This is a genomic window from Streptomyces sp. SJL17-4 (genome assembly GCF_036826855.1).
Classification (GTDB): domain Bacteria; phylum Actinomycetota; class Actinomycetes; order Streptomycetales; family Streptomycetaceae; genus Streptomyces.
Genome location: NZ_CP104578.1, coordinates 3061980 through 3077627 on the forward strand (window position 1 = coordinate 3061980; position 15648 = coordinate 3077627).

At 72.1% G+C, this 15648-nt stretch carries 16 protein-coding genes; 5 read left to right on the plus strand and 11 right to left on the minus strand.

The genetic code is table 11. The annotated features are described in order from the left end of the window. The first annotated feature begins 161 nt into the window (after positions 1–161). Together N5875_RS13270 and N5875_RS13275 are read left to right on the plus strand one after the other, a co-directional pair. Positions 162–1595, plus strand: a complete 1434-nt coding sequence (locus N5875_RS13270; RefSeq protein WP_318209109.1) for a zinc-dependent metalloprotease — start codon at positions 162–164, stop codon at positions 1593–1595. After that, the gene (locus N5875_RS13275; RefSeq protein ID WP_338493839.1) at positions 1592–2116 is read left to right on the plus strand and encodes an NUDIX hydrolase; all 525 of its coding nucleotides are present in this window, start codon (positions 1592–1594) and stop codon (positions 2114–2116) included. Before N5875_RS13270 ends, N5875_RS13275 begins: the two co-directional genes overlap by 4 nt. Positions 2117–2182: 66 nt before the next feature. Here N5875_RS13275 and N5875_RS13280 read toward each other — a convergent pair whose 3' ends face one another. The 4 genes from N5875_RS13280 to N5875_RS13295 form a co-directional block, all read right to left on the minus strand. Then, positions 2183–2938 (minus strand): AIM24 family protein, encoded by a 756-nt coding sequence (locus N5875_RS13280; RefSeq protein WP_318209107.1) that lies wholly within the window; start codon positions 2936–2938, stop codon positions 2183–2185. A gap of 19 nt (positions 2939–2957) precedes the next feature. Continuing rightward, on the minus strand, positions 2958–3638 hold the full coding sequence (locus N5875_RS13285; RefSeq protein WP_318209106.1) for an AIM24 family protein: 681 nt from the start codon (positions 3636–3638) through the stop codon (positions 2958–2960). A gap of 14 nt (positions 3639–3652) precedes the next feature. Then, positions 3653–5320, minus strand: a complete 1668-nt coding sequence (locus N5875_RS13290; protein ID WP_338493843.1) for a TerD family protein — start codon at positions 5318–5320, stop codon at positions 3653–3655. A 179-nt stretch (positions 5321–5499) separates the two neighbouring features. Continuing rightward, the gene (locus N5875_RS13295) at positions 5500–6075 is read right to left on the minus strand and encodes a M48 family metallopeptidase (protein WP_318209105.1); all 576 of its coding nucleotides are present in this window, start codon (positions 6073–6075) and stop codon (positions 5500–5502) included. 214 nt (positions 6076–6289) lie between these two features. Between N5875_RS13295 and N5875_RS13300 the strand changes: the two genes are divergently transcribed. Continuing rightward, complete coding sequence (locus N5875_RS13300) at positions 6290–7429, plus strand: TOMM precursor leader peptide-binding protein (RefSeq protein WP_318209104.1); 1140 nt, start codon at positions 6290–6292, stop codon at positions 7427–7429. 68 nt (positions 7430–7497) lie between these two features. After that, entirely contained in the window at positions 7498–8859 is a 1362-nt protein-coding gene (locus tag N5875_RS13305) for an AarF/ABC1/UbiB kinase family protein (protein ID WP_318209103.1), read from the plus strand. A gap of 4 nt (positions 8860–8863) precedes the next feature. On the opposite strand, the gene N5875_RS13310 is transcribed toward N5875_RS13305, so the two are convergent. From N5875_RS13310 to N5875_RS13330, 5 genes are all read right to left on the minus strand, one after another. After that, complete coding sequence (locus N5875_RS13310) at positions 8864–9046, minus strand: hypothetical protein (protein WP_055600984.1); 183 nt, start codon at positions 9044–9046, stop codon at positions 8864–8866. An 81-nt stretch (positions 9047–9127) separates the two neighbouring features. Beyond that, positions 9128–9451 carry a hypothetical protein gene (locus N5875_RS13315; RefSeq protein WP_055600983.1) on the minus strand — a complete coding sequence of 108 codons (324 nt, stop codon included), beginning with the start codon at positions 9449–9451 and terminating at the stop codon, positions 9128–9130. Beyond that, positions 9448–9819, minus strand: coding sequence for a WhiB family transcriptional regulator (locus tag N5875_RS13320; RefSeq protein ID WP_209496707.1), 372 nt, complete (start codon positions 9817–9819; stop codon positions 9448–9450). The genes N5875_RS13315 and N5875_RS13320 overlap by 4 nt, the downstream gene beginning before the upstream one ends. Positions 9820–9992: 173 nt before the next feature. Further along, positions 9993–10271, minus strand: a complete 279-nt coding sequence (locus tag N5875_RS13325) for a hypothetical protein (RefSeq protein ID WP_318209238.1) — start codon at positions 10269–10271, stop codon at positions 9993–9995. Positions 10272–10534: 263 nt separating this feature from the next. Continuing rightward, the gene (locus N5875_RS13330) at positions 10535–12712 is read right to left on the minus strand and encodes an ATP-dependent DNA helicase UvrD2 (protein ID WP_338493847.1); all 2178 of its coding nucleotides are present in this window, start codon (positions 12710–12712) and stop codon (positions 10535–10537) included. A 147-nt stretch (positions 12713–12859) separates the two neighbouring features. Between N5875_RS13330 and N5875_RS13335 the strand changes: the two genes are divergently transcribed. Beyond that, complete coding sequence (locus N5875_RS13335) at positions 12860–13102, plus strand: mycoredoxin (protein WP_073912119.1); 243 nt, start codon at positions 12860–12862, stop codon at positions 13100–13102. Between the two features lie 120 nt (positions 13103–13222). On the opposite strand, the gene nudC is transcribed toward N5875_RS13335, so the two are convergent. After that, complete coding sequence (nudC, locus tag N5875_RS13340) at positions 13223–14185, minus strand: NAD(+) diphosphatase (RefSeq protein ID WP_318209101.1); 963 nt, start codon at positions 14183–14185, stop codon at positions 13223–13225. A 49-nt stretch (positions 14186–14234) separates the two neighbouring features. After that, positions 14235–15647: a dipeptidase gene (locus N5875_RS13345; protein ID WP_318209100.1), complete on the minus strand. Its 1413-nt coding sequence runs from the start codon at positions 15645–15647 to the stop codon at positions 14235–14237. Position 15648: the final 1 nt, after the last annotated feature.

Consider the following 15648-nt stretch of genomic DNA (forward strand, 5'->3'; position numbering starts at 1 on the left):
CCTGCCGCAGGGCACGGCCCGGCGGAGCACCGAGCCCGTTTCCGGCCCGGATGTCAGCCGGGACAAGACCTACGCTGGTGGTGTGCGGGGCCTGTGCTCAGGCCCTGGTCGGGCAGTCGCCGTCGGCAGGAGGCCGGCGGCCCTACGAGCCGAGGAAACCTGTGAGTGACACCCCATTCGGATTCGGCCTTCCGCCGGAGGAGCCGGAGAACGGCGACGAGGGCAAGAAGAAGGACCCCGCCGGAGGTGGCCAGGGGTCCGGCGGCCAGGGCGGCGGCAACCCGTTCGGGGCGAACCCGTTCGGTTTCGGAGGGCTGCCCGGTATGGGCGGTCAGGGCGGAGCGGACAATCCGTTCGCGGCGATGTTCGGCTCGCTGAACCCCAACGATCTGGGTGCGGCCTTCCAGCAGCTCGGCCAGATGCTGAGCTACGAGGGCGGTCCCGTGAACTGGGACATGGCCAAGCAGATCGCGCGCCAGGTGGTGGCCCAGGGCACCGCCGACGGCACCAAGGACGCCAGCGTGGGCCCGGCGGAGAAGTCCGCGGTCGAGGAGGCCGTGCGCCTCGCCGACCTGTGGCTGGACGGTGTGACCTCGCTGCCCTCGGGGGCGAGCACGGCCGTGGCGTGGAGCCGCGCGGAGTGGGTCGAGGCGACGCTGCCGGCGTGGCAGCAGCTCGTGGACCCGGTCGCCGAGCGGGTCGGCGCGGCGATGGGCGACGTCCTGCCGGAGGAGATGCAGGCCATGGCGGGCCCGCTGATCGGCATGATGCGCTCGATGGGCGGCGCCATGTTCGGCCAGCAGATCGGGCAGGCCGTCGGCGCGCTCGCCGGTGAGGTCGTCGGCTCGACCGATGTCGGTCTGCCGCTGGGGCCCGCGGGCCGGGCCGCGCTGCTGCCGCTGAACATCGAGGCCTTCGGCAAGGACCTGGGCGTGCCCTCCGACGAGGTGCGGCTCTACCTGGCCCTGCGCGAGGCCGCCCACCAGCGTCTCTTCGCGCACGTGCCGTGGCTGCGCGCGCATCTGTTCGGCGCGGTCGAGGGGTACGCGCGGGGGATCAAGGTCGACACCTCGAAGCTGGAGGAGGCGGTGGGTCAGCTCGACCCGACGCACCCGGAGCAGCTTCAGGAGGCGCTTCAGCAGGGCATGTTCCAGCCGGAGGACACCCCGGAGCAGAAGGCGGCCCTGGCCCGTCTGGAGACGGCGCTCGCCCTGGTCGAGGGCTGGGTGGACGCGGTGGTCCACGAGGCCGCCAAGTCGCGCCTCACGTCGGCGGACGCGCTGCGCGAGACCCTGCGCCGGCGCCGGGCCTCGGGCGGTCCCGCCGAGCAGACCTTCGCCACGCTGATCGGCCTCGAGCTGCGGCCGCGGCGGCTGCGGGACGCGGCGCGCCTGTGGGCGTCGCTGACCGACGCGCGCGGGGTCGACGGCCGTGACGGTCTGTGGGAGCACCCGGACATGCTGCCGACGGCGACCGACCTGGACGACCCGGACGGCTTCGTGCACCGCGAGCACCTCGACTTCTCCGAGATCGACAAGATGCTCGGTGAAGCGGCCAAGGGCGACGCCCCGGAAGACGGGGACGGCAAGGAGTGACTCTGCACGACGACGCGGTCCTCGTACTGAAGGAGTACGGGGCCCAGCCCGAGCTGCGCGAGCTGTACCTGGAGCACCTGACGGCCCACCCGGACGGCATGTACAAGCCGTGCGGGGCGGGTCACCTGACCGGCAGCGCGCTGGTGATCGACCCCTCCCGGGGGCGGGTGCTGCTCACGCTGCACAAGAAGCTGGGCATGTGGCTGCAGATGGGCGGTCACTGCGAGCCCGGTGATCCGACGATGGCGGCCGTGGCGCTGCGGGAGGGCACCGAGGAGTCGGGTATCGCGGACCTGACGCTGCTGCCGGGCGGCCCGGTGCGGCTCGACCGGCATGCGATCCCGGCGCCCTGCCACTGGCACCTGGACGTGCAGTACGCGGCGCTGGCCCCGGCGGGGGCGGCGGAGCAGATCAGTGACGAGTCGCTGGACCTGCGCTGGTTCGCGTACGACGAGGTGGCGGGCGTGGCGGACACGTCCGTGGTCCGGCTGATGGAGAGCACGCTGGCCCGGCTTTCCTAGGCGCGCTTCCCAGGCGCGCGTGAGGGGCGGTCGGCATGCCGACCGCCCCTCACGTCCGTCCGGTGCTCAGTTCCAGGCGTTGTTCTGGTTCTGGGCGTGGGAGCCGTGCTGTCCGGCGCCGAACTGGGCGGCGATGCCCTGGCCGATGGCCGCGTTCTGCGGGGGCATGACCTCGCTGGGCTGGACGAGCGCGAAGCCCTGGCCGAGGAAGCTGAGTTCCCAGCCCTCGCCGGTGTTGCCGCGGCGGCTGCGGACGCTGGAGTTGTGCGTCTGCGCCTGCATCTGGACGCGCAGCCCGGTGGACCAGGCGACGATGGCGTCCGCGTCGACGCTCACGTACTTCTCGGGCGTGACCTGCATCATCAGCGGCTGCCCCGAGGTCATCAGGGCGACCCGGCCGCGGCCGGAGATGTTGAGCTGGTACTTGCCGGTGCCGGAGACGCCGTACTGGCTGTCGACGGCGATGACCTCGGTGTGGAGGCTCGAGTCGAGCGCCAGGACGTAGGCGCTGTCGACGGTCAGGCCCTCCTGCTCGACGTCCACGACGTGGACGTACTGGGCGAGGTTGGCGAAGTAGACCGTGCCCTGGCCGGAGCAGCGCATCAGGTCCAGGCCCTCACCGGTGCGGGCCTGGGCCCGCCGCTGGCTCGGGGTCTTGTACTCGCCGTCGAAGTCGACGAGTCCCTGGTACGCGACCATGGCGCCCTTGCGGGCCAGGATGTCGTCCTGCCCGGTGAGGCTGACCCGCAGGAGCTGCGGGTTCTGGATGACGTACCGCTCCTGGCTCTGCTGTTCGGCGTGGTTGAAAAGCGGGCTCTGCATGGTGTGTTCTCGCTTCCCCTCAGCCCCGGATCCGCAGGCGGTCGGTGCTGTCCTCGCTCGGCTGTACGACGACGATGCCCTGGCCCGAGAAGGCCATCTGGAATGCCTCGCCGCTGCCCCGCCCGATGAGGGAGGACGCCTTGAAGCTGCGCTTGCCCTTGACCTTGAGCGACGGCGACCAGGCGACGAGCGCGTCGGGGTCGACGTACGTCTCGTCGTCGCCGCGGCCGCAGTCGACCACGATCGGCGTGCCGCGCGAGGTCAGGGCGACCCAGCCGGTGCCGGCGATCTCCACGTTGAACAGGCCCTGGCCGGCGAACTTGGCGAGTCCCTTGACCTGCTCGACGCCCCACTGGAGGTGGGCGTCGAAGGCGAGCAGGTTGGTGCCGTTGACCGAGATCGAGTCGTTCTGCAGGTTGATCACGACGACGTCGGCGCCGTAGTCGGCGAGGTAGAGCAGTCCGTCGCCGGAGCACTTCATGATGGGCGCGCCCTCGCCGGTGGCCCACTGCTTGGCGACCTGGCGGGCGGCGGGCGGGTTGGGCTCGTAGGTGATGTAGCCCTCGTAGGAGACCATCGAGCCGGTCCGGGCGTAGAGGTCCTGGCCGGAGGCCATGGCCACCCTGAGCATGGTGCGGCCGTGGTTCTCCATCCGGGCCGCGACGGGGGTCGGGGCGTAGCCCGCGAGTTGCTGGTTCATGACTTCGGGCTCCCTCAGACCTCGTAGGGCTGGACGACGATGAAGTTGCCGGGGGCTCCCCGGAACTGGAGGTTCACGGTCTCCCCGCTGTGGCCGGGGTAGGCGTTGCGCCGGAGCCGGACCTGGCTGGAGAGGATGACCTGGGACGCGGACGACCAGGCGACGACGGCGTTGCAGTCGGCGAAGGTGGTCGGCGTGACGGGAAGCACCACGGGCACGCCGTGGGTCTTCACGACGACGGTGCCGGTGCCCTGGAACTGCATGGTGAACAGGGCTCCGCCGGGGATGCCGTGGCCCTCGATGCGCCGTACCTCGTACTGCAGGGACTCGTCGAACGCGAGGACGTTCTCCGCGGAGACGCAGATGCCGTCGCCCTGGAGCTCGATCGGGTGCAGGTGGGCACCCTCCTCGGCGAGGAAGAGCTGGCCGCGGCCGGTGCAGCGCATCAGCTGCATCTCCTGGCCGGTGGCGTTGCCGACGATCCGACCGGTGAAGCCGGCGCCCTTGTGGGAGAAGTCGACCTTGCCCTGGTACATGACCATGGAGCCCTGCCGGGCGAGCACGGGCGTGCCGCCCATGGCCAGGTCGACCCGCATGAGCTGCTGGTTCTGCGGGGTCCAGCGGGCGCCGGTGGGGGTCTCCTTGTACGGCGCGAGCGCTGCGGCGAGGCCCGCTCCGGTCGCCGGGACACCCTGCGGGACGCCGGGCTGCTGACCGTACGGCGGCTGCTGGCCGTACGGGGCGGGCGCGGCCTGCCCGTAGGGGGCCTGCGGCGGCTGGCCGGGGTACTGGCCGGGCGCCTGCGGCGGGACCTGTCCGGGGTACTGGCCCGGGGGCTGTCCCGGGACCTGGCCGTACCCGGGGGGCTGCTGCCCGTACGGGGCCGGGGCCGGTGCGGGCGGCGGGACCGGGGCGGGCGCCATCGGCGCCACCATGGTCGGCGCCGTGTGCACCGGCGGCACGGGCGCGGGCGGAGCCTGCGGCGCGCCGAAGGCCGGCGCGGGGGCCGGTGCGGGCGCGGGTGCGGGTGCCGGAGGAGCGCCGAAGGCGAGCGCGGGTGCCGGGGCCGCGGGGGCGCCGAACGCCGGGGGCGCCGTCGCCTGCGGCGGCGCTGCGAAGCCGGGCGCGGCCTGCTGCTGCGCGGCGGGCTCCTCCTCGGCGACCTCGCCGCCGAAGTTCCGCAGGAGCGCGTCGAGGCCACCGTCGAAGCCCTGGCCGACGGCGGCGAACCGCCAGACGTCCTTGAGATAGAAGTCGCCGAGCATCACCGCGCGCTCGGTGGTGAACTCCGCGCCGGTGAAGGCGTACCGGGCGACCTCCTCGCCGCCTGCCACGATCCGCAGGTGACCGGGGCCGACCTGGGACATCTGGCCGGCGCCGTCGATGGTCGCGGTGAACGACAGCTTGTGGATGTTGGCGGGGATGCGGTCGAGAGTCACGCGGAAGGACTCGGTGTCACCGGACTGCGCCCCGAGCAGCTGGACGGACTCCTCGGGAGTCTTCGGCTGGTTGAAGAAGACGAAGTAGCGGTCGTCGGAGAGCCGCTCGTCCGCGTCGAGTCCGAAACAGCTGATGTCGAAGGTCAGTCCGGGCGCCGCGATCTGCACACCGATGTACAGATCGGTACCCGCGGTGAGATCACTGATCTTGGCCTTGTGGCCGCGTTGGAATTCCCTGGCCATGCGTAACGACCGTCCCCCATCCCGAATGGCGAATGCTCGCGCCAGGCTAGCCGCTGAGTGCGACATTGAGACAGCGCAGGTCGTTTTCGGTACGGAATCGGGAAACCCCGGTCACGCACGCGTACCGCCGGGGTCACTCCTCGTGAGCGTGAGGATGCACTCCCCGCGAGGGCCCGAGGTCACTCCTCGCGAGCGGTCGGGACGTGCGGCAGGCGCTCGGCGGCGACCACGCCCTCCAGGTAGCCGCGCGCCCGCTCGGTGCGGGGGTACGCCTCCAGGAGCCGCCAGAAGCGGGGGCCGTGGCCGGGGACGAGCAGATGGGCCAGCTCGTGCAGGAGGACGTAGTCCACGACGTACTCGGGCATGCCCTGGAGCCGGTGGGAGAGGCGGATGCTGCCCTCCGAGGGGGTGCAGGAGCCCCAGCGGGTGTTCTGGTTGGTGACCCAGCGCACGGAGCCGGGGCGGGCCCGGCCGCCGAAGTACTGCTCGGACAGCCGCAGCGACCGCTCGGTCAGCTCGCGGTCCCCGAGGACGCTGCGGCTCTCCTGGGCGGCGAGCTTGTCCAGCATCACGCCGACCCAGCGGCGCTCCTCGGCCTCGGACATCCGGGCCGGGATGAGCACGACGGTGCGGTCGCCCTCGCGGTACGCCGAGACGGTTCTGCTCCGTCGTGGGCTTCTGCGGACCTCGACCGCGTTCGTCCCCGCACCGCGGTGCGGCTTGTCGGTCACGCTGCGCTGTGGGTCGGCGGGCACGGCCCCGACGTTACCCGCTGTCAGCGGGAGAAGTCCCGCCTCCGGGGTGGTTTCGGCAACGATCCGCTCACACCCCACACGATTCGAATGACTAATCCCCCTGCCTGTGGACAACTTTCGGCGGCCGTCACGGCGGCGGGGCATTCTCGACTCGGGACGGCGAAAGGCCGTTGTCGATCATGAAGCTGTCGATCATGAATGCGGGGTGGGGGAAATGCATCCGATGGTGAAACCGGCGCTGCGGCGCGCCTGGCGGAGTCTCCGCGGCGTGCAGTTCGGGGTCACCCCCGCGCACGCGGTGGTGCTCGACCCGATCGACCAGGGGACGGGGACCCTGCTCGGGCTGCTCGACGGTACCCGCGGGACCGAGCTGCTCCGGGCCGAGGCGAGGACGCTCGGCCTGCCGCCCGGACGCCTGGAGGGGCTGCTCGGGCGGCTCGAGTCGGCGGGGCTGCTCGCCGATGCCTCGACGGGGCGGCCGGGGAAGGCCGGGCCGACGGCCGGCGCGGTGGACACCGCCCTCGACCCGCTCCGTGCCGATCTCGCCTCCCTCTCCGTCGTCCACCCCGAGCCGGAGCGGGCGCTACGGACCCTGGCGGCCCGGCGGGCCGTGCGCGTCCAGGTCCGGGGCGCGGGGCGGGTGGGGGCGATGGTGGCGGTGCTGCTCGCGGCGGCGGGCGTGGGCGGGGTCGAGGTCGTCGACTCGGGCCGGGTCGAGCCCTGGGAGACGGCCCCGGGCGGACTGCCGGCCGAGGCCGTCGGCGAGCGTCGGGCGGCGGCGGCCCGCCGGCTGGTCGGCCGGTGGCGGCGGGCGCGCGGCCCGAGCGGCCCGGGTGAGGGCTCCGGCGGGCTCGGCATGTCACTCGTCGTGGTGACACCGCGGGACGGACTCGGCGCGTACGTCCCCGATCCGCTGCCGGCCCAGCGGTGGGTCACCACGGGGACCCCGCATCTGTACGCCGGGGTCCTCGAGGCGACGGGAGTCGTCGGGCCGCTCGTCCTGCCGGGCGGCACGGCGTGCGCGCGCTGTCTTCAGGAGGAGCGGACGGACCGGGAGTCGGACTGGCCCCGGCTGCTGGCCCAGTGGCGCTCCGGCGCCCCGCATCCCCTGCCCGCCTGCGACCTGGGGCTCGCGACGGCGGTGGCGGGTCTTGCCGCCGCGCATGCGCTGGCCTTCCTCGACGGGGATCTCCCGGCGAGCACGGGCACCCGCTGGGAGACGTCACTGCCGCTGTTGGAGTGGCGGGCGGAGCGGCTGAGACCCCATCCGGCCTGTCCTTGCGGGGCGGCCCGCGGCCGAGAGGGGGAGCGCGCCTCGGCAGCCGGAGGCGCGCAGGACACAATGGCGGGGTAACGGCCCTGCGCGGCACGGCAGGGTTAACCGCCCTGCGCGGCACGGCAGTCTGGGTTTTGGAGGGGCGTATGTCTGATCTTCCCCGGAAGGCGGTCACCCGGACCGCCAAGTTGGCCGCGTTGCCACTCGGCTTCGCGGGCCGGGCCACATGGGGCCTGGGCAAGCGGATCGGCGGGAGATCGGCGGAGCTCGTCGCCCGCGAACTCCAGCAGCGCACGGCCGAGCAGCTGTTCAAGGTGCTCGGTGAGCTCAAGGGCGGGGCAATGAAGTTCGGGCAGGCGCTGTCCGTCTTCGAGTCGGCCCTCCCCGAGGAGGTGGCCGGGCCCTATCGGGCGGCCCTGACGAAGCTTCAGGACGCGGCGCCGCCGATGCCGACGCGCACCGTGCACGCCGTCCTCGAGGAGCGGCTGGGCGCGGAGTGGCGGGAGCTGTTCCTGGAGTTCGAGGACAAGCCGGCGGCGGCCGCCTCGATCGGGCAGGTGCACCGGGCCGTGTGGCACGACGGGCGCGAGGTCGCGGTGAAGGTGCAGTACCCGGGCGCCGGGGAGGCACTGCTCTCCGACCTGACGCAGTTGAGCCGCTTCGCCCGGCTGCTCGGCCCGCTGATTCCGGGGATGGACATCAAGCCGCTGATCACCGAGATGCGGGACCGGGTCTCGGAGGAGTTGGACTACGCCCTGGAGGCGGCGGCCCAGCAGAAGCACGCGGAGGAGTTCGCGGACGACCCCGACGTGCTGGTGCCGGCGGTGGTGCACCGGGCGGACCAGGTCCTGGTGACCGAGTGGATGGACGGCATCCCGCTCGCGGAGGTGATCGCGGACGGTACGGAGGAGCAGCGGGACCGGGCGGGACAGCTCCTGGCCCGCTTCCTCTTCTCGGGCCCCGCGCGCACCGGTCTGCTGCACGCCGATCCGCACCCGGGGAACTTCCGGCTGCTTCCGGGCGCCGACGAGGACGCGGGACCGGAGAGCTGGCGGCTCGGGGTGCTCGACTTCGGCACGGTGGACCGGCTCCCGGGCGGGCTACCGGAGACGATCGGCATCTGTCTGCGGATGGCGCTGGAAGGCGAGGCCGAGACCGTCTACGAGCTGCTGCGGGCGGACGGCTTCGTCAAGAAGTCCGTGGCGCTCGACCCCGACGCGGTCCTGGAGTACCTGCTGCCGATCATCGAACCGGCCGAGGCGGAGTCCTTCCTCTTCACCCGCGGCTGGATGCGCACCCAGGCGGCCCGCATCGCCGATCCCCGGTCCCCCGCCCACCAGTTGGGCAAGCAGCTCAACCTGCCGCCCTCGTACCTGCTGATACACCGGGTGACGCTGAGCACCATCGGGGTGCTGTGTCAGTTGAACGCGACGGTACGGCTGCGGGCCGAGCTGGAGGAGTGGCTGCCGGGCTTCGTGGCGGACCGGGGGGCGGCCACCGCCGACTGACGGGTCACCACCAGGAGGAGTCGAGGCGGCCCTCGATCGCGCGGATGTTGGCGCGGGCGCAGTCCTCGCAGAAGTAGCTGCGCCGGCCGTTCTCCACCGAACAGGTCCAGGTCAGCGGCAGGGTGTCGGCCGTCTTGCCGCAGCGCGCGCAGACGAGGGGCCCCTCGGGGGTACGGGCGTCGTTCACCCTTGTGACGATAACCCGACGAAGCGCCGCGGCTCGGGCAACGCCCCGCGGGGCGCGGGTTCGGTTACCGCATGGCGGTCATCAGTGCATGACGGCCATGGCCAGCGCGCGGCGGGCGCGCAGCGAGACGCGCTCGGCGCGGCGCTGCATGCGCCGGGCGGCGACCAGGCGCACGGCCTGGCGTTCCGCGTCGGCCTCACGGTGTCGCTCGTGCATATGAGCACGGGCCAGGGCTTCTGGGGCGAGTTGCATTTCACGGGTCCTGTTCTGACGCGCGGTGGGCGCGGCGGAGGGGAAGAAGACTGGGGTAGCGGAGCCGGCGGGCTCGCTGGTGGAAGAGGTCATCGGGGCCTGCTTCTGGGGATCGTGCGTGAGGGGGCGGTCGATGGTTCCGGTGGCGCTCATGCCGCGACCGGGTTCTTGCGCGGGCGGCCACGGGGCCGCTTGCGGGCGACGACCACGCCCTGGACGAAGAGCTCGCCGCCCCAGACGCCCCACGGCTCGCGCCGCTCCTGGGCGCCGGCGAGGCAGGCGGCCACGAGCGGGCAGGTCCGGCAGAGGGACTTCGCGTACTCGACGTCGGCCGGGGACTCCGCGAAGAAGACCTCCGGGTCGTAGGCGCGACAGGGGACGGGGACGCCGAGGTTCTCGATGGCGTCGTCGAGCGCGGTGAGCGTGCTGAGGGGGGTCAAAGTGGGGTCCTCCGTGGGGCGGCCGGGCTGGGCGATCGATGCGGAAGGCGGTACGGACGGGGCGTGCGCTTCGAGTTGCACGGTGGTCTTTCCTCGTCTGGTCGTTCCGGCCTGTTGACCGGGGTTTCGGCTGGTACCGGGGTGTGTCTGTCCCGAGGCGTCCTCGTGTCGTCGTCCCCGTTCGGGGACAAACAAAAGGGCCGCGGATCCCGGGTGGGGTTCCGCGGCCCTGAAGGCGCCGGTCTGATCATGGATCAGACTGGATCACTCCAGGGTTCGAGCCCACGGAAGGCCCACATCTTGTGGTGGTGCGTCGTCGTCTGCTGGGTGCCGGCACCGGTCGCCGCAAAGCCGTAGGCCTTGGCCTTGCCTGCTGCTCCTGCTTCCAGTGCCTTGGTCGGTCGCTCATTGCGAAGCTCCACGGCAGGCCGCAGACCGGCACCGGCAAGGCCGGAGACGGACAGACCGGTGCCAATGAACGCCGAGGCGGAGAGGCCGAGCGAGCAGGCGGAGACAACGGAGCGATCGGTCATTTTGGCGGTGCTGACGAAGCCGGCACGGCTGATGAAGCCGGCGGTGCTGGTCTGAATGACGTTGCTGATCACGTGGAATCGCCTCCTCTCGGCGTCTCGGAGGGCTCGGGTGCGAGCCGGACCCTCATGTTCGGTTGGACAAGTACTGCTATTTGGACAAGTACAGCACAGAGACAGGGCTTCTCAGAAGCCGCTGTTTCCGTGGTTAAGAACCTATGGGGCTTGACGGGGCAGGCGCAAACTATTTTTCCGACGAGTTTTCCTCAGCTCTCGTCGAGGCCCGCCCCTCCGTCCTCACCTGCGCAGATGGCCAGGACGTCGGCGCCGAAGCGGTCCAGCTTGCGGGCGCCGACGCCGGAGATCGAGGAGAGCTCGCCGCCGGTGGCGGGGACTCGCTCCGCGATGGCCATCAGCGTCTTGTCGGTGAAGACGCAATACGCCGGCTGGCCGAGCTCCCTGGCCTGATCGGCACGCCAGTCGCGGAGCCGCTCGTACAGCGCCTCGTCCATGTCCGAGGGGCAGTCCTCGCAGCGCATGAGCTTCATGGCGCCCGCCTCGGTGAGGGTCGCCCCGCAGACCCGGCAGAGCACGGGGCCGCGCGGCTTGCGGCGGCCGGAGGCGGCGCCCCGCTCGAAGGAGCCGGACGCCCCCGAGGCGACGGTGCCGAGGGAGCCGGAGCCCGGCCGCAGGCCCTTGAGGAAGCGGCTGGGGCGCCTGGAGGCCCGGCCGCCCGGGGAGCGGGAGAGCGCCCAGGACAGCGTGAGGTGGAGCCGGGCGCGGGTGACACCGACGTACAGCAGGCGCCGCTCCTCCTCGACCTGCTCGTCGGTCTTGGCGTACGTGATGGGCATCATGCCCTCGGTGAGGCCGACCAGGAAGACGGCGTCCCATTCGAGGCCCTTGGCGGAGTGCAGCGAGGCGAGGGTGACGCCCTGCACGGTCGGCGCGTGCTGCGCGGCGGCCCGCTCGTCGAGTTCGGCGACCAGGTCGGAGAGGGTGGCGCCGGACCTGGCGCGGGCGAAGTCCTCGGCGAGCCGGACGAGGGCGGCCAGGGACTCCCAGCGGTCACGGACGGCCCCGGAGCCCGAGGGCGGCTGTGAGGTCCAGCCCTTGGTCGAGAGGACGGCCCTGACCTGCGCGGGCAGGTCCTCTGCGTCGTCGAGGAGGGAGTCGTTGCCCCCGGCGCGGGCCGCGCCGCGCAGGGCGATGCCCGCCTCCCGTACCTCCTGGCGCTCGAAGAAGCGCTCGGCGCCGCGCAGCTGGTAGGGCACTCCGGCGTCGGCGAGGGCCTGCTCGTACACCTCGGACTGGGCGTTGATCCGGTAGAGGACGGCGATCTCGCCGGCCGGGACGCCGGCGGCGATGAGGTCCCTGATGCGGCGGGCGGTGCCCTCGGCCTCGGTCGGCTCGTCCGCGTACTCCGTGTAGACGGGATCGGGGCCGGGGTCGCGCTGGGAGATCAGTTCGAGCCGGTGCTCTGCGGCCCGGCCGCGGGCCTGGCTGAGCAGTCCGTTGGCGAGGTGGACGACCTGGGGGGTCGAGCGGTAGTCGCGGACCAGCTTGACCACCGTGGCCCCGGGGTGGCGGGTGCGGAAGTTCAGCAGGTGGTCGGGCGTGGCGCCGGTGAAGGAGTAGATGGTCTGGCTCGCGTCGCCGACGACGCACAGGTTGTCGCGGTCGCCGAGCCACAGATCGAGCAGCCGCTGCTGGAGCGGGGAGACGTCCTGGTACTCGTCCACCACGAAGTGCTGGTACTGGTTCCGGATCTGGTCGGCGATGTCGTGCCGGTCCTGGAGGATGCCGACGGTGAGAAGCAGCACGTCCTCGAAGTCGATCACCGAGCGGTCGCGCTTCAGCTGCTCGTACATCGCATAGATCTGGCTGATTTCCGCCGGGTCGCGGGGGGCGTCCCGGTGGGCCTTGGCGACGACGGCCGGATAGTCGGCGGGGACGGTCTGGGTGACCTTGGCCCACTCGATCTCGCCGGTCACGTCCCTCAGCTCGTTCCGGTCGAGCCGGACCCGGCAGCGGGCCGCGGCGTCGGCGACCAGCTGGATCTTCCGCTCCAGGAGCCGGGGCAGATCGCCACCGACTGCTTTCGGCCAGAAGAACTGGAGCTGGCGGAGGGCCGCGGAGTGGAACGTACGCGCCTGGACGCCACCCGCGCCGAGCTGCCGCAGCCGGCCGCGCATCTCGCCCGCGGCGCGGTTGGTGAACGTGACGGCCAGCACACTGGCGGGCTGGAGTCTGCCCGACCGCACCCCGTACGCGATGCGGTGGGTGATCGCCCGCGTCTTGCCCGTGCCGGCGCCCGCCAGCACGCACACCGGGCCGGTCAGGGCCAGGGCGACCTCGCGCTGCTCCGGGTCGAGCCCGTCGAGCACCGCGTCGGCCGTCTCCGGGACCTGCGGGAAGAGAGTGGAGTGCGTTGCTGCTGTCACCCCCCAATGCTGCCAGGTCCGCCGAGCTCGCCGCGGAGGCTTGTCCACAGGTGGCGTCCGCGGTCATACGAATTCCGGGAATGGCCGGGACAGGGCGTACGTTCTTCCTCTCGGCACCCGTCAGCGAACCCAGAGGAGCGCCTCGCCATGCAGGGCACTGTGACGATGTACAGCACCACGTGGTGCGGCTACTGCCGTCGGCTGAAGAGCCAGATGGACCGCGAGGGCATCGCGTACACCGAGATCAACATCGAGCAGGACCCCGATTCGGCGGCGTTCGTCGAGAAGGCCAATGGCGGAAACCAGACCGTTCCGACGGTCCTCTTCCCGGACGGCTCGACCCTGACGAACCCGAGCCTCGCCCAGGTGAAGCAGGCACTCAGCGTCTGATGCGCCCAGCGTCTGGTGCGCCGCCCGGCGCGCGGCGCACGCCCCCGGCGTACGAAGAACCCCCGACCGGTACGGACCGGCCGGGGGTTCTTCGTACGTGGGCGGAACGTGTCGTACGTCTCAGATCACGTCGCCGGGCTTCGGCAGCGGCTTGCCGTACCAGCGCTCGATCAGCCGGGAGGCGATCGAGATGCCGTAGGGCGGGAGCACCTCGCCCGATTCGAAGGCGGCGGCCAGGTCCTCGCGGGAGAACCAGCGGGCCTCGTGGATCTCCTCGCCGTCCACGGTGATCTCCGAGGAGGTCGCGCGGGCGAAGAAGCCGAGCATCAGGCTGGACGGGAACGGCCAGGGCTGGCTGGCGATGTACTCGACCTCGCCGACCGTGACCCCGGCCTCCTCGAAGACCTCGCGGACCACCGCCTGCTCGATGGACTCGCCGGGCTCGACGAAACCGGCGAGGGTCGAGAAGCGGCCCTCGGGCCAGTGGACCTGGCGGCCGAGCAGCGCCCGGTCCTCCTCGTCCGTGACCAGCATTATCACCGCGGGGTCGGTCCGCGGGTAGTGCTCGGCTCCGCACGCCTGGCAGCGGCGGATGTGCCCGGCGGCGGCGATGACCGTGCGCTCGCCGCAGCGCGAGCAGAAGCGGTGGAGGCGCTGCCAGTTCTCCAGGGCGACCGCGTGCACCATGAGGCCCGCGTCCCGGTCCGACAGCAGCAGTCCGGCCTCGCGGAGCCCGGCGGGGCGGGCGGACTGGTCCATGCGGCCGGGCAGGGAGTCCTTCTGGAGCGCGAAGTAGGAGACGCCGTCGGCGTCCGTGCCCAGGAAGTAGCGGTGGGTCTCGGTGACCGGGGCCTCGAAGGCCGGGGTCATGACGAGTTCGGTGGTGCCGTCGGCCGTGTCGTCGATCAGCACCTGCCCCCCGGAGACCACGAAGACCCGCGTGGTGGGGTGGCTCCAGGCCGCCGCCAGCCATGCCTCGTCGAGACGGTGGTGCGCGGCGCGGTCGATGCCGCTCGGAGCGGTGAGCGAGATCGGGCGGTCCGCCGGCACGTTCTTCAAGGGCGCGTTCTTCAAGGTGCTCACAGGTGCTTCCAACTCCCCCGGATCGGTGTGTGGGTTCAGCGCTCGACGGTCAGACAGGACGCAGGGCGGTGGGCAGGTCGCCCCACAGGTGAGCGGTCGTCTCGACGCCCTTCATGAGGAGATCGAGTTCGATCTTCTCGTTGGGGGCGTGCCAGCCGTCGGACGGGACGGAGATGCCGAGGAACAGGACGGGTGCCTCCAGGACGTCCTGGAGGTCGGCGGCCGGGCCCGAGCCGCCCTCGCGGGTGTAGCGGACCTTGGCGCCGTCGAAGGCCCGGCTCATCGCCCCGGCGACCGCCTTGAGGGCGGGGTGGTCGAGCGGGGTGAGGCAGGGGCGGGTCGGGGCGCCGAAGACGATCTCGTACCGGATGCCGGCGGGGACGAGAGGGGCGAGCCAGTCCCGTACCGCGAGCTCGATCTTGGCCGGGTCCTGGCCGGCGACCAGCCGGAACGACAGCTTGAGCTGGGCGGAGGCGGGGACGATCGTCTTTCCGCCGGGGCCCTGGTAGCCGCCGCCGATGCCGTTGACCTCGGCGGTGGGGCGGGCCCAGACGCGCTCCAGGGTGGAGAAGCCGGCCTCGCCGAGGGTGCCGTGCGACTTCGCCGTACGCAGCCAGGCGGCCTCGTCGAAGGGCAGCTCGGCGACGAGGGCGCGCTCGGCGTCCGTGAGCTCCGTCACTCCCTCGTAGAAGCCGGGGATCGCCACGTGCTCGTCTGCGTCGTGGAGGGCCGCGACGATCCGGCCGGCGACGGTGGCCGGGTTCGGGACGGCACCGCCGAAGGAGCCGGAGTGGATGTCCTGGTCGGGGCCGTACAGCTCGATCTCGCAGTCGGCGACCCCGCGCATGCCGGTGCACACGGTGGGGGTGGTCTCGGACCACATGCCGGTGTCGGAGACGATCACGGCGTCGGTGGCGAGGCGCTCGGCGCGGGTCTCGACGAGGGTCCGGAAGTGCGGGGAACCGGACTCCTCCTCACCCTCGACGATCAGCTTGAGGTTGACGGCGGGCGTGGTGCGGCCGGTGGCGGCGAGGTGCGCCCGCACGCCGAGGGTGTGGAAGAACACCTGCCCTTTGTCGTCGGCCGCCCCGCGCGCGTACATCCGTCCGTCGACCACGGTCGGCTCGAACGGGTCCGTGTGCCAGCCGTCCTCGCGGGCGGCGGGCTGCACGTCGTGGTGGCCGTAGACGAGGACCGTCGGCGCGTCCGGGTCCCCGGAGGGCCACTCGGCGAAGACGGCGGGGGCGCCGTCGGTCTCCCAGACCTCGACCGTGGGGAAACCGGTCTCGGTGAGCTTGGCGGCGAGCCACTCGGCACTGCGCCGTACGTCCCCGGCCCGGTCCGGCTGGGCCGACACGGAGGGGATGCGCAGCCACTCCGTGAGGTCGCCGAGGAAGGCGGCACGGTGCTGCTCGATGTACGTACGTACGGCGTGGACGGCGCTGTCCGGGGTCTCGCTCATG

Coding starts and splice junctions, on each gene's coding strand:
- N5875_RS13290 (WP_338493843.1), bottom strand. CDS start 5,320: ATGGCCAGGGAATTCCAACGCGGCCACAAGGCCAAGATCAGTGATCTC.
- N5875_RS13315 (WP_055600983.1), bottom strand. CDS start 9,451: ATGAGCGCCACCGGAACCATCGACCGCCCCCTCACGCACGATCCCCAG.
- N5875_RS13280 (WP_318209107.1), bottom strand. CDS start 2,938: ATGCAGAGCCCGCTTTTCAACCACGCCGAACAGCAGAGCCAGGAGCGG.
- N5875_RS13325 (WP_318209238.1), bottom strand. CDS start 10,271: ATGACCGATCGCTCCGTTGTCTCCGCCTGCTCGCTCGGCCTCTCCGCC.
- N5875_RS13285 (WP_318209106.1), bottom strand. CDS start 3,638: ATGAACCAGCAACTCGCGGGCTACGCCCCGACCCCCGTCGCGGCCCGG.
- N5875_RS13300 (WP_318209104.1), top strand. CDS start 6,290: ATGCATCCGATGGTGAAACCGGCGCTGCGGCGCGCCTGGCGGAGTCTC.
- N5875_RS13335 (WP_073912119.1), top strand. CDS start 12,860: ATGCAGGGCACTGTGACGATGTACAGCACCACGTGGTGCGGCTACTGC.
- N5875_RS13345 (WP_318209100.1), bottom strand. CDS start 15,647: ATGAGCGAGACCCCGGACAGCGCCGTCCACGCCGTACGTACGTACATC.
- N5875_RS13305 (WP_318209103.1), top strand. CDS start 7,498: ATGTCTGATCTTCCCCGGAAGGCGGTCACCCGGACCGCCAAGTTGGCC.